A 25,146-nucleotide genomic window follows, 5' to 3' on the forward strand; every position below is an offset into this window, starting at 1 on the left:
AATTCATTTTGCACTTGCCGTATTGAGTTGCCAGCATCCACAGATCGGAGTGCTCGTTGCAATTTATCAATATCTGTTCCTGCCCCTAATGCTTCACGACCGATGATTCCAATTGCTTGCTCTAACTGACGACTTGTAGCTGTTCCATTTCGAATTGCATTCACAAGACGATTTCCTAATGCTCCTGCAAAATCATCAACACTTTTTCCTGTAGCTCTAAACAATGTTTCTAATTGCCTTGTAGAACTCGCTACATTCTCCTGCTCAGCTTTCATGTTTCCTAGTTTATTTTTAAGACCATTAAGTGACCCTTCTGTAAATTCAATCTCACGCCTAAATGCACGATACTGTTCTTCAGAAATTTTACCGTTTTGGAATTGAGCTTGTACTTGTTGTTCCGCTGCCTTCAACTTATCTAATTTTTGAGTTGTATTTTCAATTTGTTGTGTAAGCAATTTTTGTTTTTGTGCTAATGCTTCCACATTACCTGGATCAAACTTTAACAAACGCTCGACATCTTTTAGTTCTTTAGCTAAAGAATCGCTTTGTTTATTTACATCTTTTAAAGCATTCTGTAACGGCTGAGTATTACCATTTATTTCTATTGTAATACCTTTAATTCTTCCTCCTGCCATCATCTCACCCCTTTCTTAGAATGAATCGAAGTCTGTTTGATTTGCTTTTCTAACTTTTTCTTTATCTGGATTTTCTAGTTCGGCAAATTCAGAAATGTAATCAAAACAATCACCAACGGTCATTTCTTCTAAATCACCATGTGTTAAATTTGCTTTATAACAAAGAGCAAGAAACAATTCAGTAGTAAATTCTTCATCACTAAATGTCCCCTGCTCTCCATTATTTTTCTTTATTTTTTTTTTGCTCCCATAGTGAGTTGAACTAATTCCATGACTTCGGGCATAATTTCTTCAATTGGGAATTCTTCAAATTCATCCAACCAGGCCATAGGATCAGGAATATTGGGATCAGCGGTTTTAGCATATAACCAAGTTAAATCATAAATAAGCTCAAAATCCACATTACTTAAATCAACATTAGACATATCAAGAGGTTGTTGTGAGCCATCTGGTGAAGTTAATGCACTAATTGCCCCTAAACCCATCAAATCTGCAAATAAATTACGTCTGAATTGCGCTTTATATCGTTTAACTGTTGCTGCTGTAGCTTTTAATCTAACTTTTTTTCCGTCTATTGTAATTGTCTTTTCCATTCACTTACGCCCCTTTTGGTAATGCAGGTACTTTTGTATACACTTTTTTGTACCAATTATCATAAATTTCTTGTTTTGATTTAGTTGTAGTTTTCGTTTTAACCATACGTTTTCCATTAATATCAATAGGGCTTGATACAAATTTAAGTTCATTTGTGTTAGGCTCTGCTGAATTTGTTTTCGTTTTAGATGCAAGTGTTGGACGACTTGCTGAACAGTTAAACATAACGTGTCGAGTCGCTCTTACATCGCCATCGAATTCAAATAATAACGCAAATGATTTTCCTTTTGCATCGGCTAATTCATTTAACACACCATCTTCTTCGTCTAATTCCTCACCTAATGCATCAATTGCAAATTGCTCTGGAATATGAGCGATTGATAGAGTGCCATCATACCCTTGGTTATTACTTGCTGCGTAGTAAAGCATGTCATCTGCATAGAACTCAATTAAATCCCCTCGTGGATCAAATGTTAATTCAACCGCACCTGGTAATCGTATCGGTGTACTGAATGTAACTACACCATCTTTAATGTCATAGAGTGCATAGTGGACATTTTTCAGACCAAAAGCTACTTTGTTTTCATTCATTTATATCAACCTCGTTTCATAATTTTTTTGATATATCTTTTCAGATTCAATAAAAGTCTCATACGAGTCATAAGGAATCTCATGATCGTCTAGGATTTGTTCTAGTTTGGCTTCTGCAACTAAATCTTTTTTAGTTGTATAAAGCTCAATATTTGCATCGTCTATCTTGTGATACACCTTGTTATCAGCCATTAAATTTGCTGATCCATCCACAAGGAAACAAATATAAGGTGGCGCTGGAACTGACTTCGTTGGTGTTGCTGTGAAATGCGAATAAGCCACAGGATAACCTGTAGCTTCAAGAATTTTTGTTAATTCACCTAATGTCATTGTTGAATCACCCTTTCAATACGTCTTGGCAACTCATCAATGACATACTGTTCAACTGGAAGGATATGAACTTGTGCTGGTACACGGCCACCATCCACTTTTGCATGTCCCTTTTCTAAAAGATGTGTTAATTGACCTTTTGTATTGTGAACGACAAAACCGTTACCTTCTTTTTTTTTACGCCACCCTTTACGGTAAGCACCTGTTTTTTTAGGGCTGCCTTGCCTTAATTTTTCTACAGCGACATCAGCTACTTCTTCTCCTGCTATCATTAACTCTTCTTCCACAACATTTGCATATCTTTGCAATTCTCTAGCAAGTTCGCTCGCAAAATCATTCATATTAAACATGCTCCTTTGCAATAATAGTCAATGTTTGATACATTTCATCATCATTCATTGGCGGTTCGATAATGTCAAAGATACGACCTTTCATATTGATTCGCATTAATTCTGTAATACCTGTTGTATAAGGCATCACAAACCGATAAATTCGTGTAGATTGTGATGCTGAAGCTTCAATGTACTCCGAACCTTTTACCGTTTTTATCATTGCCCATGCTTTTTTTACTTCTTGCCAATTACCTGTTTCAACTTCTTGATTTAATTCATCTTTTATTACTTCAGGTTGTTCAATGATAATTCGATTTCTACAATCGCCTGTATTCAGTGGTTTCTTGTACTGAAAAGGACGCATATTAATCACCGTCCAATTTAATTTCTTCTAATGCTTTATCGATACCTAAACTATTAATTTGGCTTAAAAAATTCTTGTCAAAATACTCTAATGCATCGTTATAAACATAACGAGAACGTTCAAAGACTAATTCTTTGAACTCCTCGTCTTTATTTAAATCATAATTCCCACAAACCCTAAGTAATGCCTTGTTAGACGTAGAAAGGATGCGCTTTAGGTTATCATCTTCCTCATCACCTAAATGCATCCTCTCTTTAAACTCCTGTATAGTTACATCTGAAATTACTGTATCCATTCACATCATCCTTGTGTCGGTGGCTTTACTTCTTCAAGTTTCAATGTATAAACTTGTGAAGTGTATTTATCCTTCGGCTTACCTGTAGCGTGTTGTTTGGCAATATAAAGTGTTGCATCTTCTAAAGCAAGTGTTTCATTATACTTTTGGATTGGCTCCGTTCCACCCATCGCTGCAATGTACTCCCCTTTAACAAAGAACACCACTTGTCCTTGAGGTACAAATACAGATTCTGTTGGGATTGGATTAAAAGGTAAGCTCGTTACATATACACCTGCCGCATTTTGAGTTGTAGCATTTGCTTGAATATCAAAAGTATCGAATGGATTTGTTACCATAACTACTTTACCAGCAATATTTTTAGGTCTATCTGCATCTGTTTTACCATCAGGATTTAATTTTTTAGCCAATAATTTAACCACGCCTTTTAATTCATTAATTGTTTTACGACCTGGTTCAAACGTTAAAGTTCCTGCTGGCTTTTTATCTGGATATACTCCATTCACAACACTTCCGCTAGGATCTTTTAATAACCCAATTGGTTCTTCTTTACCTGTCCCTACTACAAAACCACGTTCTAAACCTACTGACATCGCTTCTGTAATCATAGTACGAACATATCGTTCTACCCATATTGGACCAAGCTTCAACATATCATTCGCTAATGGAATAAATGCTGTTAATTTCAGTTGAGTAATTGACTCTTTTCGGAATGTAGCATTTAATTGTCCTTTAATATCACCAAATAGCGGTCCCCATACAGCTGCACCCTCTGGATCTCCATAAATAAATTCTGTCACGGCTCCTAAATTCTCTAAACCGATATGCTCTAGCAACGGATGACCTTGAACTAAATCATCAAAAATTCTCTCTTGTGTTGTTTTAGGCAAAGTCTCAGTAGATTTAAAACCACCCTCTTCAACAACGGCATTAAAGAACTTCATTTCTTCACTTGTTAGTACATTAGCACCGCGAGATTGCATAATAGAACGATCTACCATTGATTCATTCACTTGATTTAAAATATCTGCTCGTACATCTGTAGCAAGTGCTTCAATCATGGAGTTTAATGCTACTGATTGTTCTTCTGCGGTACCATCCTGTGTTGCTTTTGCAAAAGCTAGTTTTTTCTCTTCGAAATTATTAAACTTAATAACCATATTTTATTTTCCTCCTAAATTTAAAAAGAGCGTACTCAAATTCTGTTTTGTATGAACAGGTTTTTGAATAGGCTCTTTTGGATTTGTATTTGTTTGTAAATCATTCAGAATTTCATTTTTCAAACCTGATAATGCTGCATTTAAATCTTCTTTTGTAATCCCTTGGCCTTTGTTCATGGTTCCATTTCTAAAGCCATCGATTACTTTCTGTGGAAGCATGGCAGCAGTAGAAGCTGAAGCTGTCATTTTTACCTGATTATCCATAAACATAATTTCATCCACAAAATTATTTTCTAACGCTTGTTGTGGACCCATCCACGTTTCTTCAGCCATCATATTAAGTAGTTCTTTTTCTGATTTACCGCTTTTAATGACATAGGCGTTTACAATTGCTCGATCTGTTGTTTTTAGCATTTCGGCAGCCTTTGACATATCGCGATGATCTCCACCATTCCACATTGAAGCGTTATGAATCATGATTTGTGCAGTTGGAGAAATTCGGACTTTATCAGCAGCCATTGCAATAACAGAAGCCGCACTTGCAGCCAAACCAACAATTTGAACTTCCACATGACCGGGATAATTTTTCAACGCTGTGTAAATCTCTGAACCTTCGTGTACATAACCACCAGGACTATTAATTGATACAACTAAGTCATCGCCATTTGCATCTTCAAGCGCTTTAGAAATCTTACCTGGGCTTGCAGCATCCATTTCAAACCAATCATAAATCCACGCTTCATCATTTGAAATGATTGGGCCTTTAACGTCAATTTTCACCGTCATTTTGTTTCTCACCTCCTTCAGATTCAGTTAATTTCGTATAGTTTTTCGTAATATGATGTGTATTTAAATTAGGATCATCTGAAATTTCATATCCTACTTCTAATCGAATTTCATTTCCTGTAAATGCACTTGAAGAAATGAGTTTATCAATACTTGTAGCGAGATCAAATATACTTTGATAAGATACAGCTTTAACTTCAATTTTTTTACCTAAAAGATACTCTTCTTTTTCAAAAAATTTAACGTTAGCTTCATCAGAAATCTTTTTCAACAAAGGTTTCACTGTGAAAAGCATGTAGTTTTTAGTTTGTTTTTCTACATCAGCCATTTCACCATAGATTAAAGCTGTAGGTATCCCCATTGCCATTGCTACTTGATTTAAAAAACCATTTGTAACTTTATTTATTTCTTCCACACTAGGGCCATTAGCAGATCCATTATAAACTTCTTTGTACTCAATTCCTTTTTGCTGCGGAACAATAGCAATATCTTTCTTACCAATTGCTTGATACATGTCATCTATGAATTTCTGTAACTTATCCACTTGTTCTTGTGTTTTAGCACCGATCATATCCATATCAACTACGCCACGAATTTGATTTTTTCGTTTCTGAGAACTTAAAATTCTTCCGAATAAGTCGCCATAATCAGCAAATAGTCCATCGATAAGTGGTGATAACTTATCATTTCGATATTTCAAATGGATAACTTCACTTTGTTTAAAACTTCTCTTAAACTGATAATCTTTTACTGTGACATTCGTAAAGGTATCTTCAAACACAGCATATTCGTTATGTTCAAAGTCATCAGCAATAAGTAAATCGCCATCATCAGCTTGAATAGCTAAACATTCATTATCATAAACAAGCTTTCGAATGAATATTTCCCAAAATGTACTTGCTGTCATGTTTTTATTCGGCCTAACATTTAACCGATAATATAGTTCGTTTTTTTCGAACCCTTCACCATTTTTCACCCTAAATTCTGATTGACTAATTGTTCTCCCTAATAAAGATATACAAGTATCAATAGCTAATCGCTTCATGTGGACTCTGTTCGCTGTATCAATGAACATATCTACATCAAACATAAATTTAATTTCCTTGTTTTTGTTTAATACATCACTGATCCATCCAATTATCATCACCCCCTTTATTAGAATTTAATATTGCCTATAACAAAATCAGTAGCTTCTTGTATCTCATCCGCCCGATAAAGAGCATGAACAAAACACTGAAATCCATCTGTTTTTCGACGAACAGGCTCTTTCTTTTCGTATATTTTATTTCCATCAGCTTTGATAACAACCAACACATTTTGCGTATACCAACGCATTAGTGGATTATCCTCAAAAATAATTTGTTTATTTGCAAACGCCATTTCAATACGTGGAGCTAACAAACTATGAATTGCTTTTGGGTTTCGTATAACTTCTATTTCAAACCCTTCTGCTACTAATAGTGGTCTTATTGCTTCCATACGGAAGTTATCCGCTATAATTTTTTTAATCCCATATTGTTCTCGCATTTCTACAAACCAATCAACAATGTGTTGAGGATTAATAGTCGGTTCATCAACAACTGTTAGTAATCCTTGCTCTTCCCACTCTTTAATTGGAGCAAATTTTTGTTTCTTGAACTCGCCTGCTTTTTTAGAATACCCGTAATAGATATCAACAAATTCTTTTCGTACGAAGGAATGTGTTTTAAAAATGTATTCCCCATTTTGTCTAAATAAAAGACCACATGCTGCAAAGTCCCGAATACTTGCAAAGTCTAACGCCCCTATGCATTCTTGAGCATATAAATCAGGAAAAGGACGATTTGTAGCAAGAATTTCTGACCATTTTGCAACGGACCGTTCTAAATTTGTAACAGGTAAGTTCATTCGCTTTGTCATGAACTCTTCTCGGTTACTTGGATCGTCCTCTAGATCCTCATACTCTTCTTTTATTGTTTCAAGTAAGCCTTCAGCATACTCACTTAACGGCTGAGATAACATTGGGTTCGCCATTTCCCAATTATCGACTTCATCAACTTCTTTTTCATCATTTAATTTACAGATGAAAGGGAACAGCGCATTCGGACGGGCTTCGCCCTTTAAAACTTTCATTGCCTTTCCTTTTAATTTATCTAAGAATCCATCTCTTACATATCCATCTGTACCAATGTAAAACTCACGCGGATTTTTCTTTTTTCCCAAACCACTGATGTGAACACGGACATCTTTATTGCTTTCATATTGATGGACTTCATCAAACATTACAGCGCCATCGCGAAGACCATCTTTTGTGTCTCCGTTTGATGTTCTAAACTTCACTACACTTCCAGTCGATTTCGAAATGGTTTGTGTTAATGTTGTTTTAAAAGCTCTTTGTAAAACTTCATTTCTTTTAATACATTTATGAATTTCATCTGGGCTTGTTTTTGCTTGCTCTTCACTGTTTGCAACAACGGAAATGTTATATTCAGGAATTCCATGTAATTCGCTTATTAAAAAGTGAAGAATAACTGTCATTAAACCATTTTTACCGCCGCCACGGCCAAGCATCCACAAGAATTTACGATAAAATACACGACCATTTTTCTTATAAAATAAAAAGACGAATGCTATTAAGAATTTTTGAAATGATTGTAATGGAAAGTACCACTTTTCACCAAAGCGGATACACTTCTCGATCATTTCATCATCAAAATACAAGTCGTCTCTGTTTAAAACGTATTTTTCCAGGTATTCAATTAACAGTTCTCTTTCATTGTTGAACTTTATTTTACCACTTCTATAAAGTTCAATGTATTCATCTACATATTTTTGCCTAATCATACTAAATCACTTGGACTGTAACCCGAATTAGAAGTACCAACTTTAGGAGAAAGTTTTATATCTCTTCCCAAAGCAATTAATGAACTGTTAATTTTATTCCTCTCACTTATAAGAGGGTGAGCTTTAACAAAAACTTGAGAACCGTTTTTTATCGTTACGGACTCGCCTTCTTTATTAATAGTTTTGTTTATTTTTCTAAATGCTTTTACAAGATCAATATATCTTTCTACTTTTTCAACTTCGACTAAATCTGTAATATCAATACTATTCATAAGCTGTTCTTTTAACCTCACAATACTAACAGCCATCTACCCACCCCCCTTACGTGCGTAAAATCGAAAAAAACCTGACAGTTAACCCCCTCCTCCGGTGCCCCTTAGGCGAAAAAGAGCCGGATTCTCGAGCCGGGGGGTATTGTTTCTGAATCATTTTTACCACTTTTCATCGTGTTCCCATTTGTTGATTTTCTTTTTGAATGTTCTACCGTGTTCTTTATTGTGGCAATCCACACAGATTGTTTCGAGATTATCCATTTCTAATGCAAGTTCTGGATGATGTTCTAGTTCTTTTATATGATGGACAACGAGTTGAATCTTCTTACGCTTTGCACTCTCACTGTATTCATTCGTATCTGTTTGTACTCGACCATTGCGCTTACACTCTTGGCACTCATTGTTGTCACGCTTCTTTACTTGTTCGCGTATACTCTTCCACTCACCACTGTCATAGAACTTACGCTTCTGTTGTTTGGTTTTGTATTCTTTCATTGCTCTCCACCCATTTACTTTCTTCTAAGAATGAATCGATAAGCTTACTAATTAAACTTATATCAGCTTCTTTCTTCACCTTTCTTGTTGTCTTATCAGCTAGCGCTTCCACTTCTTTAATTACTTGTGGTATCTTCTCCACTTCAACATACTCTTTAAATTTTTCCTCTTTGATACCTGAAAGTATTGAACCAATAGCAATTGCTTTCTCAAGTTTAGTTAATTGCATCTATGCTCACTCCTTACGCCCTAGGAATTAGGAATTCATCTATTGCTTTATCCAATACATTTATAAGCGCTTCTCGTACTTGCTTCGGTGTCATATCATCATTCATTTCGTTATGCAATGCTACAGCCTTCTCTAATTTTTGTGGATCAATGTGTTGCTTTGCTAACTCCACACCGATAAAATTATTGATTAACTTACCGATAATTACTGTTTGTTCTTGTTTATTTAGTTTCATTTTTCATCCTCCTCCAAAATAACTCTATTTTAATCTTGAAATTCTCTAAAACTCGATGTATTATATTTTCGGGTCTTGCTCCATAAATCATTATCAGGAGAATCTGCATGTTTGCAGGTTCTTTTTTTGTAAAATAAAAAAGCAGCTGTTAGGCTACTTTAAGTTCATCTTATCACCAAATAAAATGATATATATATTCTCCCGTTATACTTTCATCAACTCCTGCAACCCTAGCAAATCTCACGATGTCCGCCCCCTGAACGAAATACATCGTTAGCATGACTGGCACCCGTGACCACATAAAATGATAAAACTCATTCACTCTTTTCCTGGTCGTAACAATCAAATCATTTGCAGGTCCATTAATCCATACAGTTGTTCTAACTGAAATAAACGGAAGATCTATCCCATTAACAACTACTCTTGCCATACTTTGAGTTATGTCCACATTGATTACCCTCCAGCATCCTAAGAATCAAAACTGTTTCTATCCCCATATTTACATAAGTATTCTTCGCTATAATAAATGTTTAAAGTGAATTTTTATCTACAAAATAAAAAAGCACCCGAATGGATGCTTTTCTTACAAATATTCATTTATGCTTCAATTGTGGTACTTGAAGTTTTATTCTTTTTCCAGTTACCTAATGTTTTTGCACTCATCTGCGCCTATATTATTAAGGAACTGGAAGAAGAGCAAAAACTCTTCCCCGTTTACACAACAGATTTTGACTTCGGAATTGAGAACAAGAAACAACATCTCATTTAATCCTCTACCATCACCCATAGCCTAACGATCCATTTGAATTATAAAGGAACGTGAAAAATGTTTTCCGCCATTTCTCACAATACAAATATATCACGTGAATTCCAAAACAACCGGCATATTTCCTGCCAAAAAGCGGTCACGACTCTGCCACTTATTTTTATATTCTTCTCTTATTTATTTTATCTTAATGACTTACCCATATCTTATATTGTGTGTAACTGACCCCTTCGCCAAATCCCTTGGTATCATTGATTTTATTTAACTTTCTCTTTTGAGTTACACAGTACGAAAATTATGAGTAACTGTATAGTGATACCACCAACATTTTGCAAAATAACCTACGCTATGCGTAAAAATAAAATAAGCTGCCTATGTGGACAGCTTATTTACATGATTATCGTTATAGCAAGCTAATTTTTAATATTTTGGGTCTCGCCACACACCCATCAAGCTAAGAAAAACAAATATCTCAAAACAAATAAATGAACTGGATTCTCATAGACAATTAACTGTGGGAAGATTTTTTTTGTTTTGGGGTACTCAAAATATTAGCTTGATGAGCATGTATGGTAACCCCTATTACCATTTATTTAATTATCTCTAAGTTAATATTACATAATTCAGATATATTTAAATTATATTTTAATTATATAAGTAGTGCAAAAGAAGTTAGGCTTTGTTATCATGTTCTACGAATTAAAATTATTTCAAGGAGGTTTTTTTGTGTTTGGTATATTAAAAAAACACTGTCGATTCAATAAGATGTCGGCAATATCGTTAGGGATTTTTGTGCTTTATATGATTTTAAAGCAATTTATCACACTAGTTTATTTCATTAGTGATGAACAGTTTAGCGGGATGAGCATTTCGTTTGACGCAATTGATTTGTTAGTTGTTCTAATAATTTATTTTTATTATCGTATATCTAAAGAGCCTTTTACAAATCAAAATAATTTTACGATGAGTTTGCCAAAAAGCTTACTTTTAGGTCTAGTACTAACTGTAGTATGTAAATTCCTACCGCTGTTACTAGCAGATTTTATAAGTTTTCAGTCATCTAATCAAGTTGAACTAGAAAGCCAAGTAACGTTACCCATTTTAGTTTTCGCATTTTCTGTTGCTCTGGTAGCACCCATTGGTGAAGAAATTGTCCATCGTGGTGTTATACAGCATGGAATTTTTAAAAATTCCTGGTTAGGTGTATTTGTTTCTTCAGCTATTTTTGCAAGTTTGCATGTTAGTCTTCTTTCTTTAGAAGCAATTCCATATTTCCTTCTGGGAATTGGTTTAGGTTGTACTTATAAGTTAACCGGGCGTTTGTATGTGGGAATTATAATGCACATGATTAATAATTCGCTAGCAGTGATTGCTATTTACTATTTTTAAATAAAAGAATAAGAGGGAATATGCTACAGGTGAATACTAAGAAAAATAATTTGTTAATATCTTAACTCTATTTCAGACCGAACCGTCCGGTTTGAATCTGTGGTTCGAAGTACGAATTATAGTAATATACGTCGTCTATATTTTGAGTGCCCCAATAATGGGGTCTCTTTTATTAAAGATTCGAGAAGTATTACACTATCTTCATCCCCTTGTTTTGTTGATATTTGTAATTCTAGAAATACCTACATACTTTTAATTGCTATTTGATACAGGGTGTTTACCAGAAATTAGATTCTCGTTTTGGCTGCTTAGCTTTGATTTCATATTTTGGGTAGTGACAGGGTCGCTGTCATAAACTTGATGTGTTTATTCCACACCCATCAAGCTAAGAAAAACAAATATCTCAAAACAAAAAGTTGACATAACGTTTCATTATCGGTAGGGAGGAAACTATACTCTCACCAAGAAACCTTTTTTTGTTCTATGGATCTATACATTTTTATACATTCCTACCCTAGCGCAGTTTTAGGGTTCTTGTTTGTTACTAGAACTGTATAAAATCTTGCATACTCTTAGCCTGAGTTTTTTCAAAAATGCTATAATACCCCTAGATTTAAAAAGAAATAAGCGGTGATTAGATTTTAAACCTAGTCATCGCTTTATCCATTGCATCTTGGTTAACACCTATATAACGTAACGTGACCTTCTCTGACGAATGATTGAATATCTCCATGAGTAATGCTATGTTTTTCGTTTGCATGTACATGTGATACCCGTACGTCTTTCTTAAGGTATGTGTGCCTATTTCATCTAATCCGAATTCTGCCGCTGCTCCACTTAATATCTTATATGCCATGCTACGACCAATTGGACGGTTCCTACCTTGTCTACTTTGCAATAAGTACTCTTTATCTTCTCTTTCTTCAATAAACCATTTAAGTTCTCTTTTCAGTGTTGCAGTAATTTGTATTCGTTTCTGTTTCCCTGTTTTCTTTTCTCTCATAGATATATGACTACCTTTGACATCTCCTACCTTCAATTTCAAAATGTCCGAGATTCTCAGACCTGTATTGATTCCCATAATGAAGAGAATGTAATTACGTAAGCTCTTTTCCTTAAAATACTCTTTTAACTGCTGTATTTGCTCTGGGTCACGTATTGGCTGAACAAAATTCATTATTCATTACCTCCAGTTTCTTCAGTCTCACAAACTTCTAATCTAAGAGCAAAAGCAAGTTTATAAAATACTCTAGACTTAACACGTCGATAAGTGCGCTCGCTCATGCCGATTTCGTTATATACCATATAATCACATACATCTTCATCTTCTAAATAACGCTTAATGATGATGTCTCTTTGATCCTTTCCTGCACGCCCATTACCCAAACGACTAAGAAACTGGTCAATACGAAATGATGTTTGCTTAATCCACTCTTCTCTTTTATTTTGTTGAATATTAGCTATCGCTACATCTTCTAGTGGCTTCCCTACATCATTTGTAGGTCCGTGATATCTAATTTCATAAGAATGGGTGACTTTCATTTCTTCACGCATCATTCCAAACTGTCTATATAAACGTACATTTTCGAGAACACCTTCTAATTTTTTCTGCGTTGCTACTCTATCGATTTTTGGTAAGAAAGATAATTGTTTAGTCATGTAAGACCACTCCTTATTATTTTTTATTACTTTTGTCTTAATGCTCCGCGTCTACGTTCATAACAAGGTCTATGCATCCCCATTAAATCCTCAATTTCACGAGTACTTAATTTCTCTTTTGATTTTTTCCTCTTTTCTTGCTTGGATTTCTTTTTCCATTCATGTAACTGATCTTTTAACCCCTTCATTACCCCATCTCCCTTTTTAAAATAAAAAGGACACCGATTCCTAAAACAGCTTTAATTGCTGCTTTAATGAATTGGTGTCCTCTAGTTTTCTAGCCGGACTATATTCTGTTTGGTTCGCTTTAAAAGGATTATTTTGTTTAAATTCTCATAAAACAATTTTGAAATTCCTTAACATTGGAAATAGCTATATAATAAAAATGACTACATTTTCGGAGTGCTCTTAATGTCCGATGTAATTAAACTCTGTATTGTATTAGTCGTTTCCTTATTTTTGATATTTTCCATAATAACGGAGTTTCAAAAGCCTCAAAAAGATATGTTTTGGTTCTCTATTGAAGTAATGTTTCTCCTTGCAGCTTTTTTGATACTAAAAGACTATATCGTCAAGCATATCACGTAATCCACTGAATAAAACCCAATATTCCGTCAATACTACAAGTGACACGGTGAATTTTTCTCCAATTTTCTTACGTGAGCAGTTAGCCTTTGCTAGCTGCTCTTTTATTGAATAAATTTCTAAAACATGTTAACAATATAGATACACCAAGGTTGAATACGAATGACCATTACGTTCTTCTTATTCACTATGCAGTTAGCTTTTGCTAACTGCTTTTTTATTGCGTTCCGACTCTTGCTTCTTAAAGTATTCTTTAACTGCGTTTTCCCAATAAGTGCACATTATCCATCCCTCCTTGAATAAATCCATAAACCTTGTTCATACTATAAATACACTTGAGTTCTGAACTTCCTTCTTAATGCTTTTCTGGAGAGCAGTTAGCTTTTGCTAGCTGCTTTTTTTATTGTAATCACCCCAAAAATTCACCTAAATTTTCTTTCCCCATATATTACTTTTAATAATTACTTAAGGAGTGGTGAGAATTATGCCGTCTGTTGTAGCTAACCTTCTTGTTCAAAATAGCAATGGTGCTTTTAATTTAGGTGATTTTTATAATGTTTCTCCGAAAGAAAATACAAAAGGTTATAATGGCTCAGGTGCATCCAATGTTGGTTTTATCGTTAATACTTTTAATGGTGTAAGTGCAACAAATACGTTTGATAGTGATGTTGCAGACCAAGATCAAGTAGTAACAAGTTAAAAACAGTCCACTTTTTGAATAAAACCTAATATTTCATCCATACTAAACAGTACAACCTGCTTCTTACCCAGGTTGTATTAAATAGAGCAGTTACTATAATTAACTGCTCTATTTTAATTTTTGTTACATAAACTTGATATTTTTTTCAATACTATACTCAAGCATAAGATTTTGTACTCTTAAATTTATGGGTGTAATTTCTCATTGCAGTTAGCTTTTGCTAGCTGCTTTTTTGTATATTCACTACACAAGAAAAGAATATTATACATATCTTATAATGAGTGAACTCACATTACTTGTTTTCTCCTGAAAGTTTTGGTCAAAGAGCATCTACAAACGGTGCTCTTTTTCATTTTTTATAAAATTAAATTTTCTAGGAAAGATACACATTTAACCGAAAATAACTTCATAAATTATTCTGTGTTCCTTTCTTTATAAAAAGTCGTTACAAAATGATTCTTGTCACGAGAGCACTTTATTAAGTGATCTTTTTTATGTTCCAATTTAATACAAAATGAAATGTTATTTAGTTTTCTTTTTTGTATAATACTTTCGATTTTGTTTATACTATAGTTGTAGCTTATAGTTACAACTCATAATATGTATGCTTAGTAAAATTTCTCAGTGTATTACAATGAAGCGGTTAGCTAGATTAGCTAGCTGCTTTGTTGTGTAAAATATATTTCCAAAAAATTTTTCACATGCCTAGAAACATCGCATATAATAACATGTACCCTTAACCAGCTAAAGGGATAGGCATTTTAATCAGAGCACTTTTGTAAGTGCTCTTTTTTATTTCATGATTACATAATACATTTATTAAAACTTTTCACCTTTTAACTGGACAAGCATATATTATTGTATGGAGGAATCCACTCATAGAAATCTACCTTTCTTGTCCAAGAGCATGCTTATATGCGTGCTCTTTTTTATTGTATTTAAAGACTTCACATTCATTAGAAATGTACATACAATAATCATGAACATCTGATTATTAATCATTTAGTATCCTTCTCGATACAATTCTTAGTCATTGAGCGCCTTTCTCCCAAGGCGCTCTTTAATTTTCAAATAAGGATTTTATTGAAGAACTGAATAAAATTCAATATTCCGTTAATACTAATCACAATACAATCTGCTTCTTACCCAGGTTGTATTGAAGGGAGCAGTTAATGCAAATGACTGCTCTATTTTAATTTTAATTTTCATTACATAAACTTGATATTTTTGTCCATACTATACAAAACTCACGAAATATTTATACTCCTTAAATTCGTGGATGTAATGTTCTTATAGCAGTTAGCCTATGCTAGCTGCTCTTTTGTATTTAGTTAAAAATAAGTTTTAGGTCTTATTCCTTTTCTACATCATATACTTTTAACCTAAACATCCAGCTCAAAGTGTTACCTCCTATCTTAAAGAGCACTTATGCATGGTGCTCTTTTTTATTTTTTATTTCACTTCTGAATAATATTTTTAACCCTGTTCATACTATTTTTGTAACTTAATGTTACAAACTATTTCTGTAAGCGCAGCGTTTCTTTTGTACAACAAGCAGTTAGTTTTATTAACTAGCTGCTTTGTTGTGCAAAAGAAATATTTTTTAAACTGCACATTTATTAAGAACATACATAAAATATCATGTGGGATTCTTTTTCAATATTAGTCTTGGTCATGGAGCGCCTTAAAAAGCGCTCTTTATATTTGCAAATAAATATCTCGTTCAAACATACACACGATTTATATAAACTAAACATATATTTACATAGACAAGACATAGCTTTTACTATACATGAACAATTTTTGTGCATGTTTTTCATGCAACAAAATAACCATTTTTTACATTTTTTACACTTTTAAACAAGGAAAGCATATGTTATATTGTTATGTTTCATCACATTCCTTTTTTCAAGAGTACATATCGAATATGTACTCTTTTTGCATTACTATAAAATGAAATTTTTATATAAAAGATCCACACTTAAACAAACATAATTTCATATGATATATTGCATTCTTTCTTTTTAGAGTGGATAGTCATTACAGAAGGGCACTTCCAGAAGTGCTCTTACATTTACATACCAAATAGCGTTTTTGTTCAAATTTCTACTGTACTTATATATGTCCGTGTATATCCAAAAACAAAAATATAGTAAAATACATTTATAAGTTCGTTTAATACTTAAATCTATTGAGAACAGGAGGTCCGTATATGAATAAAAGACTTAATGTGTTAATGAAAATCACGCCCTTCCTAAGTGTACTTTTTATCTTAATTGGAGTATCAATGGCAATATTTGCTGCATTAGATCATAACCACAAAATGTTCATGGGTTCACTATTCGTAATTGTACAAGCTGTACTTGTAATTACATATACTAAGATGTTTAAAAAAGTTGGTTTCTAAAACATTGAATACCAGCTGAAATGTTCAGTAGATATACTTATCATTTCAGCTGTATTTTCCTATTCAAATACGATTTTATTAATATCGTGTTTTCTAGATTTAAATATTCATGTTAAAATAACCTCATATCATTCTTTTTACTTTCACTTTAAAGATGATACTTCAATCTTTGCCCTAGTTCTCTAAGGCATTTTTTTATTTCAAATAAAGGTTTTCTTAAAATTTGTTTCACTCTTTATTTTTCAACTTCCATATACTTTTACGGACTATAAAAAAATACACAATATAGTTCTTGGTCAAAGAGCGCCATACGCCCTAATGGTGCTCTTTTCTATTCTTATAAGGATTTTGTTTAATTTTCATTAACCTTATTGATTCCTTTGCATACATTATAATCACAAGGAATTCTACAGGTTTCCCTAGGCCAATTACCTTGTATTCCTTGCACACCTTAAGGGAAGAATCCGTTTATAACAAACGGGTTCTTTTATTTTTGCTCGTAAAATGAAAATTTTGTTCAGTTTCACTCTAAAAGTAAAATTTTCATTTTTTCATTCAACCAAGTTCATAACATATTCTTTTCCCCCGATAAAATAATGATTAGGTGTCCCATGCGCATTTTATCCACTGGAAATAATACCTTTCACGTACTTACGTATTAGAAACTTCATTTCCGCTTCTTCTGCAATAGCAATTTTGTTCACCTTTTTGATACATTTATGAAACATTCACATGTTATCTTCAATATGTTCTATTCTTTTTGAAAAACCATGTGAGAATACCAAAACAAGAAGCCCTAGAGCCCTAACTCTAAGGCTTCTTGTTTTCAAATAAGGATTTTGTTAAAAAACTGCACATTTATTAAGAACATGCATAAAATATAATGTGGTATTCTTTTTCAATATTATTGTTTATCCGAGAGCGCCTTGAATGGTGCTCTTTAATTTCTAAATAACATTTTCAGGTAATTACGAGAGCGGATTTTATTATGTTGTACAAGCACTACTTCACTTTATTAAATAGACTATATAGATATCTAAAAGAAGGGAGCTTTAAATTCATATGGCTGATTACTTTTATAAAGATGGTAAAAAATATTATAAAAACCAATCGCATTCCAATAATCAAAAAAACAACTGTTTTATTGAAACTCATACGATAGCTGGTTTTGCAGAAAATACAAATGGAAATATACCTGTGTCTGTTTTCCTTGAAACCACCGCTCCACAAACTGTATTTGAGGATTTTACAAACAATCATAATAAAACATTAATTCAATTATTCGTTGTCGGTATGAGTGCACCCGTTCAAGTAACTATTCTAACAAGAAGATCTAGCGTACCAATTACTACTACATTACAACCTGTTCAAACAAAAATATTTCAAGTTGAAGATTTTCAAAGTCTTACTCTTACAAAGCAGGAAGGTTCTAATAGTGTAGTTAGTTTATTTGTTCAAAAAACATTTTGTATATGCTGTAACGATAATAACGATTCATGTGATGAATATTACCACGAATGTAATTGATATATTAAATCACCAGAAGAACCCTTTATATAAAGGGTTCTTCTCCTTTAACTCCCCCTCATTTTCCCGTTTTTTATTAAAATAACTATTTTGTTAAAAATCTTTCTTCATTCTTTTTAGATCAAGTAACATATCTTACTAGATAAGGATATATTCCACAAAATTTTGAAAGGAGGACTTTTTATTAACACAACTTTAATTTCTCATTTTTATAACGAAGAGTATCTGCTTCCGTGGTGGTTAATGCACCACACAAAATTATTTGATCATGGCATTCTTATTAATCGTGGGTCTACTGATCGTTCGGTTGAATTATGCAAATTATTTGCACCTCATTGGGAAATCCGTGAATCAAAGGTATTAGAGTTTGATGCCATTTTAGTTGATCAAGAAGTAATGAACATAGAAAAAGAAATTACGGGATGGAAAATGGCGCTAAATACCACTGAATTTCTTTGCTGTGTTGATAAGGAAGCCTTTTTCTCATCTCTTGCCACTTTAGGGCAAAACATGTATGCTATTAGGACTATTCTGATGGTGGATGACCCTGCTCACGGTTATACCAATCCGAGATACGGAATTCCCCTTGTCAAACAGCGTTATCACGGGAGAATAATCCCACCTAATCCACCTGCTCCATACTATGGCGATAGATTAATCCACCATTATTCGCATGGTAACTATTGGGCAGGGCGGCATTGGTCACCTCATCCATTTATCATTTACATGTATCCTGCTTTCATTTTAAAATTCTTTTACAGCCCCTGGAATACAGCTATGAAAAATCGAAAATTACAAATTGGGCCTACTCTTTCTAAACATAGCATCCAGCGTGGCTTAGGTACTCATCATCTGGCAACACTAGATAAATTAGAAAAAAATTATATACACTTTACAACCTCAACTACTGATCTTCGGTTAAACCCGGAATATCAAGTTTTATTTCCAGATTTATGTTTTCCTAACTTACAGTAATGTCCTTAAAAAAACATTCATATATATTTATCAGATGCACTTTGAAATCCCAGAGTATCGAATACTTTTATGAGTCGACTGACCAACAATATTCGATTTATTTTTAAAAATTTATTAAAAATAACTTAGATACAAAAAAGCTACGTTTTATATAGGATAAAAAATTATCTTACGCAAAGGAGCTTGATTATTTTTGAATTTCCAAAATGATAACAACTCTAACATTCACAAACCTTGCACTTGTCCATCCCCCACGGCTAACAGTTTAAATGTTGTTCAAACTAACCCAACAATAGTGTCTGTAAATTCTGCGATTCCACTAGATACCGTGGTAAATTCTAATGGCACCGCAATCTCATTCACACCACCAACAACCGTTTTACTTGAAGGTGGAAGAACCTATTTAGCAATCTATGAAGTGCAAGTTATTATTCAACCAGGAGGTAATTTGGCAGGTATCACTATGTATCTGAATAATAATGCACTCATTGGCTCAGGTACTTCACTAGGATATACTGCAGGATTTACTTCTATATCAGCACCCGCAATTTTCACTACACCTCCAGGTTTACCAAGTACACTTACTGTTAATGTAGGACCATATTCTAGTCCATTAAATACGTTGGGCTTAACTCTTGCTGTTGTAGCATTAACATAGTTAAATCTAATACTTTCTAAAATAAAATTCTTTGTCCTTTAACTGCGGTTTGGAGTTAACCTTTAAAAACTCACTATAACTACATCTAGAAAAAGAATATTTTCTAGATCAATAATATTGGGTGACTCGGCTGACACAATTGCTGAGTCACCTATTTATCTATAATAAAATAACGCTTTGATTAAAATTTTTGATTCTGCCATTCAGTAATACAAGCTGATTCAATTTCTTCAAAATCTCCTTTTTCTTCATCAAAATCAATGACAGCATAGCTGGGAACTACTAAAAATTCTTTTCCACAAACATTACAAGAAGGATCATCAAATACATAAACTCCTTTAAATGTGTCTGGATTTTGCAAATCATAATTAGCATTTTCGAAAACTACAAGACCATTACACCCTTTAACATTACATCTATGTGCTTCAATTGCCATTTCTCATTCCCCATTTATTATTAAAATTCAAATTGTCCCAGCCACGTATCGAATTGCGTAGGTGGGATTTCTTCATCTACTTGGTGCATCTTTTATGTCTATTACTATGTAATTTACTAGCAGTGATCATTTAATTTAACACAATCACATTCTCATAGCATATTTAATCATTTTCATTAAACATAAAATATAGTATAGTACCGAAAATAAAAAACATTAAAAAAAGAGAATGTCTTCAAAAGTTAATCTGTGGATACTTTTTTGACATTCTCTTTCCTTATTTCAAAGTTTTCAAACAAGAAACTTATAAGCGATTATACGAATGTTATACCCGCACTTGCGAATCCTGTAATAGCAGTAGCTATATCGAAACCAGGTGTAGTTGATGAAACAACAAGTAATATCTTATCTTGTGGAGCTACCGCAATTGCTTCTCCAACAATACCACTTGAAGTAGCACCGATAGCAATTAGACCACTAAATGCTGGTGTTAATAGTAATGGCACACCTACTGGAGTGAAAGTATTACTTGCTGCTGGCGCGCTGTACAACTGCATTTGAATTTGTATGCTTCCTAATGCTAAAGCAACCGCTACACTTACACTAAAGAAGCCTGCTAACGAAGTAATTGTACCTGCGCGAGGGGCTACAAATGCAAAATCAAATACTGGAGGTACAGGACCTATAGTAATTGGACCACCAGGTGGGACAATTACTGGGAAGAATGAACTTCCAAATCCAAGAAGTGCTCCTGTGTTTGCCAATCCACCTAAAACAGTTGCTAATGCTACTGGTCCACCTGATGCAAACGGAATAACCGCTCCAGCTCCTGTTGCTCCTGTTAGGCCTGTTGCTCCTGTTAGGCCTGTTGGACCTGTTGGACCTGTTGGACCTGTTGGACCTGTTGGACCTGTTGCTCCTGTTGCTCCTGTTAGGCCTGTTGCTCCTGTTAGGCCTGTTGGACCTGTTGCTCCTGTTGGACCTGTTGCTCCTGTTGGACCCGTTGCTCCCGTTGGACCTGTTGCTCCACCTCCAGGACCTGTTGGGCCTGTTGGACCTGTTACTCCACCTCCAGGACCTGTTGGGCCTGTTGGACCTGTTACTCCACCTCCAGGACCTGTTGGGCCTGTTGGGCCTGTTGGACCTGTCGCCCCTGGCGTAGCATTGATTAATTGAATTAATAAATTAAAAAGAAGTTGTAAAGTTGCAGAATCAACATTTGAGTCGCAGGATATAGGGATAAGATCTAAAGCGAAGAAGAATTGTGCAAGGGCGCTATAAAATTGTTGCAATAATGTTGACAATTGTCCTAAATTAGGAGCTGGAGATTGTAATAAAACTAAAATACTTTGAGTTAATTGTTTCAAAAAATTAACTTCTGGGGAAGGTAATAAGGAATTTAAGAAAATTAAAAATTGATTAAACACATTGAATAACGCTACTCTGTTTGCATCACTTGGATTTGCAAAAAATGCTGAAATAGCTGATACTAATGAGTTTAGTAAAGTAATTAATTGACTTAATTGTTCCCTAGTAATAGGAACTGACTGTGGATTTTTACAACAATCTGCTGAAAAAACAATCGGCTTGCAGTTATTATGATCAAAACAATCATTATGTTTCATTTATTTCCTCCTTATTTAATAATTTTGAGAGAATACTCTTATACTAAGAAACACTCAATTGTAATAGCGTTGAATATTTTTAAATATTCATTTTTCTTAGAATAAAAATAGTTACTAATAATTAAACTATAAAAATTCAGCTTAATTACTTTCACAACTCACATAATATAAGTATACGCATCTATTTATCTAGTGCTTAGATTAATTCCCTAATGAAAAAGCGTATTTTTAAGGGAATACGTTATTACTCCTATCAACGTTTTTATTTTGTCAATAAACGAAAAGACATATTAATTTATAAGTTCAATAATGCCATTCTAGAGTAATATCAAATGAAGTTTTTTGAAAAAGTTTAATCTTCACAACCTAGTTGTTTATATCAAGAGTTTCTAATAATGCATTTCATTTTCCATTAAGAGCTAATCATTTTGCTTTTGCTGACTAATTTTTATTTCTTTGTAGCAACTTATACTCATCTTACATACATTATCTTGAATCCTTACTTGTTAAACCATTTAATTGTTCATGACTCACAAACATCAACAATATTTGAATGGTGTACTGATTCACAAAAGAGTACCATATAATGGTGCTCTTTTTTATTTCTTTGTAACAACTTATACTCATCTTACATACATTATCTTGAATCCTTACTTGTTAAACCATTTAATTGTTCATGACTCACAAACATCAACAATATTTAAATGGTGTACTGATTCATAAAAGAGTACCATATAATGGTACTCTTTTTTATTTCAACAATTTTATATGAAATCTGTATACTTTTTTGAACAATTTCCAATAAAATTTCTTAAAACCTTAAATAATATCATTGAATATTTACTCCGAGAAAAGAAATTTTTCGAAGAATCCTTTTTTAATACACTAAATATACTTTAAGTACAGAAACTTCTAAGACATTTCAGTTAATATTTCTTTAAGATTGGAGCAGTTAGCTTTTTTGTTCTTATTTTTTGCATACAACATACATTGTTAGTAAGTTCGTTATGTTCACAGAATTAGTTACCTCCTATCTTTAGAGCGCCGTAAACGAGCGCTCTTTTTTATATCGGCTTCACCAACGAAGCGTTTTTGTCATACCTTAATATTGAAAAGGTATTCAAACTTCATTTCATAAAAGCTTAGTCAAAGGGCACTTATATACATTGCTCTTTGACTAAGTTTTTGTTACAAAATAAAATTCAGGTTCCTTTTTACTCCCGAATAACATTTCCAATTACGTTTATACTATAACTGTAACTTCAAGTTACATATCTGTACTTGTAGGGCCTAATTTCCTTTATACAACGAGTAGTTAGCAAATTAAGCTGACTGCTTCGTTGTGCTAACAAAAGTTTTCATTTTATATATATTCTACAATAATGTTTATACTATAACTGTAATCTTAAGTTACAAAACATAGCGTGTATGTGTATTGTTCTTTTAGATCGCAAAGCAGTTAGCTTTTAGTTAGCTGTTTCTTAGTTTAAAGAATAACTTTTGAAAATATGTTAATACTATAGATACATCAAAGTGCAAGATGAATAGCCATCGAATTCTTCTTATGCATAGGACAATTAGTGTAACTAACTGTCCTTTTTATTTTTCATAACGCAATATCGTTTTTGTATAAAAACTGCACATTCAATAAAAACATACATAAAATATCATGTGGCATTCATTTTCAATATTAGTTTTGGTCATAGAGCGTTTAAAAAAACGCTCTTTATATTTGCTAATAAATAACCATTTTGCTCAAACATACTCACGGTTTATATAAACAAAGCATATATTTAAATAGACAAGACATAGCTTTTTATTTTACATGCACATTTTTTGTGCATGTTTTTTCTTCAATACAATAACTATTTTATCATATTCCTTGCACTTTTAAATGAGACAAGCGTATGTTGTAGTATAGTGTTTCATAACTTATTTACAATTCCCTTTTTCAAGAGTACATATTCGATATGTACTCTTTTTGCATCACTATATAATAACGCTTTTGTCTTGTTTTATAATCTGCCATGCTTCTTTAAAAACTTTTCTAGCTCACTGATCCACTCCAAAGTGAATTTAGTTGGATCTTCAATCATGTCATCCATAATTGAAACTATATTTTTATAAGTAATTTCCGCTTCATCTAATTGCCCTCGCAAATATCCTTTTTGATAATCTTTACTTTTCATTTTCACGCCATCTTTCCAAACTACGAATATATAAGGATTAAAGTTGATGATTTCGTTCGTATTTTGCTTTCGAATTTTTAATGGCCACAATTTTATATTTCGTTTTTTATACAAATTTCAAATTTTGTCTTACTTTACATCTACACGTGCTTGACTTGCTTCTCGACTAAAACCATCTGGATATCTTTTAGCTAATTTTGCAATATTCATTTCAGCAATATCTTGTAACGTATATCCCAGTTCATGCGCCATAATTGATAAATAATAAAGAATATCTCCAAGCTCTAAGGCTAACTTATAAGTGTTTCCGTCCTCTTCTCCTGGACAATGCGATGGTTGAAAACCATGTCCGTGATAAATTGCTTTTTTAACAATATCGGCAACTTCACCAGCTTCGCCTGTAAGTCCTAAAGCTGCATTTGAAACTCGTCCTCCAAAATCAGTTTTGTTATTCCAAGTTCGTAAAGTTGCTTCCTGATAATCATTTAATTCATCAATCGATAAGATACTTGCAATCTGTAAAACTGTAGCTTCATTTATAACTTGACCCTCATTTTTTACTTCACTCATTAATTTAGTTGCTTCTAATACACCATTTTCCATAATGTTCATTTTTGATTTCCCCTTCCTATTTAGCAAATTCCTAATCCTATCGGACGATTTTCAATTAAATACTTATCAGCCTGATCTATTACAAGGAGAGCAACCTCCGCTTGATGTCTCCTTAATGCTTTTGCCATCTTCGGCAAACTCATACCTTGACTCCACATTTTACGAAAACGAACTACATCTCTTTCATCCCAAATGAAGTTAGCTTCTTCTAAAGCGATGTATACCTTCAACCGTGATTCCTTCATCGCTTCATGATTTCTCGCTACACTCATAAGCGAACCTACTTTCTAAAAATAATTATTTTACCTTTTCAGTAAACTTAGTATCTACACGATCAACTTTACCGTTTATCCAAACAGCAACTTGTTCACCAAAACCACTCTCCGGTGGATTGAATGCTGTAACATTTCCATCCTTTACTATTAAAAGCTTGTTGTTACTAACATCAATTTCTACTTTTTTCATATGCCCATCTCC

29 protein-coding genes and 2 pseudogenes are annotated in these 25,146 nt (G+C 33.3%); 6 read left to right on the plus strand and 25 right to left on the minus strand.

Going from position 1 to position 25,146, the window contains the following annotated elements:
• The 16 genes and pseudogenes from CGQ22_RS27960 to CGQ22_RS28040 all read right to left on the minus strand — a co-directional run.
• Positions 1-635, minus strand: a pseudogene (locus CGQ22_RS27960) (hypothetical protein); the annotation flags it as partial.
• A gap of 230 nt (positions 636-865) precedes the next feature.
• Entirely contained in the window at positions 866-1,228 is a 363-nt protein-coding gene (locus CGQ22_RS27970; protein WP_000415911.1) for a hypothetical protein, read from the minus strand.
• A 4-nt stretch (positions 1,229-1,232) separates the two neighbouring features.
• Positions 1,233-1,820 (minus strand): major tail protein, encoded by a 588-nt coding sequence (locus CGQ22_RS27975; RefSeq protein WP_001004911.1) that lies wholly within the window; start codon positions 1,818-1,820, stop codon positions 1,233-1,235.
• Entirely contained in the window at positions 1,821-2,150 is a 330-nt protein-coding gene (locus tag CGQ22_RS27980; protein ID WP_089149628.1) for a hypothetical protein, read from the minus strand.
• Positions 2,147-2,491, minus strand: a complete 345-nt coding sequence (locus CGQ22_RS27985; RefSeq protein WP_089149629.1) for an HK97 gp10 family phage protein — start codon at positions 2,489-2,491, stop codon at positions 2,147-2,149. Before CGQ22_RS27985 ends, CGQ22_RS27980 begins: the two co-directional genes overlap by 4 nt.
• Position 2,492: 1 nt before the next feature.
• Positions 2,493-2,846 carry a phage head closure protein gene (locus CGQ22_RS27990; RefSeq protein WP_002024166.1) on the minus strand — a complete coding sequence of 118 codons (354 nt, stop codon included), beginning with the start codon at positions 2,844-2,846 and terminating at the stop codon, positions 2,493-2,495.
• A gap of 1 nt (position 2,847) precedes the next feature.
• Positions 2,848-3,141, minus strand: coding sequence for a hypothetical protein (locus CGQ22_RS27995; protein WP_000381900.1), 294 nt, complete (start codon positions 3,139-3,141; stop codon positions 2,848-2,850).
• 5 nt (positions 3,142-3,146) lie between these two features.
• Positions 3,147-4,301, minus strand: coding sequence for a phage major capsid protein (locus CGQ22_RS28000; protein ID WP_089149630.1), 1,155 nt, complete (start codon positions 4,299-4,301; stop codon positions 3,147-3,149).
• Positions 4,302-4,304: 3 nt separating this feature from the next.
• Positions 4,305-5,087, minus strand: coding sequence for a head maturation protease, ClpP-related (locus CGQ22_RS28005; protein ID WP_089149631.1), 783 nt, complete (start codon positions 5,085-5,087; stop codon positions 4,305-4,307).
• Positions 5,071-6,231, minus strand: coding sequence for a phage portal protein (locus CGQ22_RS28010; RefSeq protein ID WP_089149632.1), 1,161 nt, complete (start codon positions 6,229-6,231; stop codon positions 5,071-5,073). Before CGQ22_RS28010 ends, CGQ22_RS28005 begins: the two co-directional genes overlap by 17 nt.
• An 11-nt stretch (positions 6,232-6,242) precedes the next feature.
• A complete protein-coding gene (locus CGQ22_RS28015; RefSeq protein WP_089149633.1) occupies positions 6,243-7,910 on the minus strand; it encodes a terminase TerL endonuclease subunit in 1,668 nt (555 codons plus the stop codon).
• Positions 7,907-8,218, minus strand: a complete 312-nt coding sequence (locus CGQ22_RS28020) for a P27 family phage terminase small subunit (RefSeq protein ID WP_089149634.1) — start codon at positions 8,216-8,218, stop codon at positions 7,907-7,909. The genes CGQ22_RS28015 and CGQ22_RS28020 overlap by 4 nt, the downstream gene beginning before the upstream one ends.
• Positions 8,219-8,341: 123 nt before the next feature.
• On the minus strand, positions 8,342-8,677 hold the full coding sequence (locus CGQ22_RS28025; RefSeq protein WP_089149635.1) for an HNH endonuclease: 336 nt from the start codon (positions 8,675-8,677) through the stop codon (positions 8,342-8,344).
• Positions 8,643-8,906 (minus strand): hypothetical protein, encoded by a 264-nt coding sequence (locus tag CGQ22_RS28030; protein ID WP_089149636.1) that lies wholly within the window; start codon positions 8,904-8,906, stop codon positions 8,643-8,645. Before CGQ22_RS28030 ends, CGQ22_RS28025 begins: the two co-directional genes overlap by 35 nt.
• 13 nt (positions 8,907-8,919) lie before the next feature.
• Positions 8,920-9,141, minus strand: coding sequence for a hypothetical protein (locus CGQ22_RS28035; protein WP_089149637.1), 222 nt, complete (start codon positions 9,139-9,141; stop codon positions 8,920-8,922).
• 172 nt (positions 9,142-9,313) lie between these two features.
• Positions 9,314-9,638: pseudogene (locus tag CGQ22_RS28040) on the minus strand (hypothetical protein).
• Positions 9,639-10,633: 995 nt separating this feature from the next.
• On the opposite strand from CGQ22_RS28040, the gene CGQ22_RS28055 reads away from it, so the two are divergent.
• Positions 10,634-11,296: a CPBP family intramembrane glutamic endopeptidase gene (locus CGQ22_RS28055; protein WP_254704101.1), complete on the plus strand. Its 663-nt coding sequence runs from the start codon at positions 10,634-10,636 to the stop codon at positions 11,294-11,296.
• 634 nt (positions 11,297-11,930) lie between these two features.
• On the opposite strand, the gene CGQ22_RS28060 is transcribed toward CGQ22_RS28055, so the two are convergent.
• Genes CGQ22_RS28060 through CGQ22_RS32185 form a run of 3 tightly spaced genes read right to left on the minus strand, consistent with a single transcriptional unit; the run spans position 11,931 to position 13,143 of the window.
• Complete coding sequence (locus tag CGQ22_RS28060; RefSeq protein WP_089149641.1) at positions 11,931-12,473, minus strand: site-specific integrase; 543 nt, start codon at positions 12,471-12,473, stop codon at positions 11,931-11,933.
• Complete coding sequence (locus tag CGQ22_RS28065) at positions 12,473-12,955, minus strand: ArpU family phage packaging/lysis transcriptional regulator (protein ID WP_089149642.1); 483 nt, start codon at positions 12,953-12,955, stop codon at positions 12,473-12,475. Before CGQ22_RS28065 ends, CGQ22_RS28060 begins: the two co-directional genes overlap by 1 nt.
• Before the next feature lie 26 nt (positions 12,956-12,981).
• On the minus strand, positions 12,982-13,143 hold the full coding sequence (locus CGQ22_RS32185) for a hypothetical protein (RefSeq protein ID WP_089149643.1): 162 nt from the start codon (positions 13,141-13,143) through the stop codon (positions 12,982-12,984).
• Between the two features lie 881 nt (positions 13,144-14,024).
• Between CGQ22_RS32185 and CGQ22_RS28080 the strand changes: the two genes are divergently transcribed.
• From CGQ22_RS28080 to CGQ22_RS28100, 5 genes are all read left to right on the plus strand, one after another.
• Positions 14,025-14,240, plus strand: a complete 216-nt coding sequence (locus CGQ22_RS28080; RefSeq protein WP_001141549.1) for a spore germination protein — start codon at positions 14,025-14,027, stop codon at positions 14,238-14,240.
• 2,212 nt (positions 14,241-16,452) lie between these two features.
• Entirely contained in the window at positions 16,453-16,647 is a 195-nt protein-coding gene (locus tag CGQ22_RS28085) for a hypothetical protein (protein ID WP_089149645.1), read from the plus strand.
• 1,062 nt (positions 16,648-17,709) lie between these two features.
• Positions 17,710-18,174 (plus strand): exosporium protein D, encoded by a 465-nt coding sequence (locus CGQ22_RS28090; protein ID WP_089149646.1) that lies wholly within the window; start codon positions 17,710-17,712, stop codon positions 18,172-18,174.
• 243 nt (positions 18,175-18,417) lie between these two features.
• Positions 18,418-19,149: a glycosyltransferase family 2 protein gene (locus CGQ22_RS28095; protein WP_254704108.1), complete on the plus strand. Its 732-nt coding sequence runs from the start codon at positions 18,418-18,420 to the stop codon at positions 19,147-19,149.
• Positions 19,150-19,342: 193 nt separating this feature from the next.
• Positions 19,343-19,807: a hypothetical protein gene (locus CGQ22_RS28100; RefSeq protein ID WP_089149648.1), complete on the plus strand. Its 465-nt coding sequence runs from the start codon at positions 19,343-19,345 to the stop codon at positions 19,805-19,807.
• Between the two features lie 181 nt (positions 19,808-19,988).
• Here CGQ22_RS28100 and CGQ22_RS28105 read toward each other — a convergent pair whose 3' ends face one another.
• From CGQ22_RS28105 to CGQ22_RS28135, 6 genes are all read right to left on the minus strand, one after another.
• On the minus strand, positions 19,989-20,243 hold the full coding sequence (locus tag CGQ22_RS28105) for a hypothetical protein (protein ID WP_089149649.1): 255 nt from the start codon (positions 20,241-20,243) through the stop codon (positions 19,989-19,991).
• Between the two features lie 314 nt (positions 20,244-20,557).
• Positions 20,558-21,868, minus strand: coding sequence for an exosporium glycoprotein BclB-related protein (locus tag CGQ22_RS28115; protein WP_089149650.1), 1,311 nt, complete (start codon positions 21,866-21,868; stop codon positions 20,558-20,560).
• 2,015 nt (positions 21,869-23,883) lie between these two features.
• Entirely contained in the window at positions 23,884-24,147 is a 264-nt protein-coding gene (locus CGQ22_RS28120; protein WP_000267631.1) for a hypothetical protein, read from the minus strand.
• 39 nt (positions 24,148-24,186) lie between these two features.
• Complete coding sequence (locus CGQ22_RS28125; RefSeq protein ID WP_046946251.1) at positions 24,187-24,669, minus strand: nucleoside triphosphate pyrophosphohydrolase family protein; 483 nt, start codon at positions 24,667-24,669, stop codon at positions 24,187-24,189.
• Positions 24,670-24,689: 20 nt separating this feature from the next.
• Positions 24,690-24,941 (minus strand): hypothetical protein, encoded by a 252-nt coding sequence (locus tag CGQ22_RS28130; protein ID WP_000109497.1) that lies wholly within the window; start codon positions 24,939-24,941, stop codon positions 24,690-24,692.
• A gap of 25 nt (positions 24,942-24,966) precedes the next feature.
• Positions 24,967-25,134, minus strand: coding sequence for a DUF3954 domain-containing protein (locus CGQ22_RS28135; RefSeq protein ID WP_000754942.1), 168 nt, complete (start codon positions 25,132-25,134; stop codon positions 24,967-24,969).
• Between the last annotated feature and the right edge of the window lie 12 nt (positions 25,135-25,146).

Origin of the sequence: Bacillus sp. M13(2017), from assembly GCF_002218325.1 — a bacterium.
In the GTDB taxonomy this organism is placed as follows: domain Bacteria; phylum Bacillota; class Bacilli; order Bacillales; family Bacillaceae_G; genus Bacillus_A; species Bacillus_A thuringiensis_K.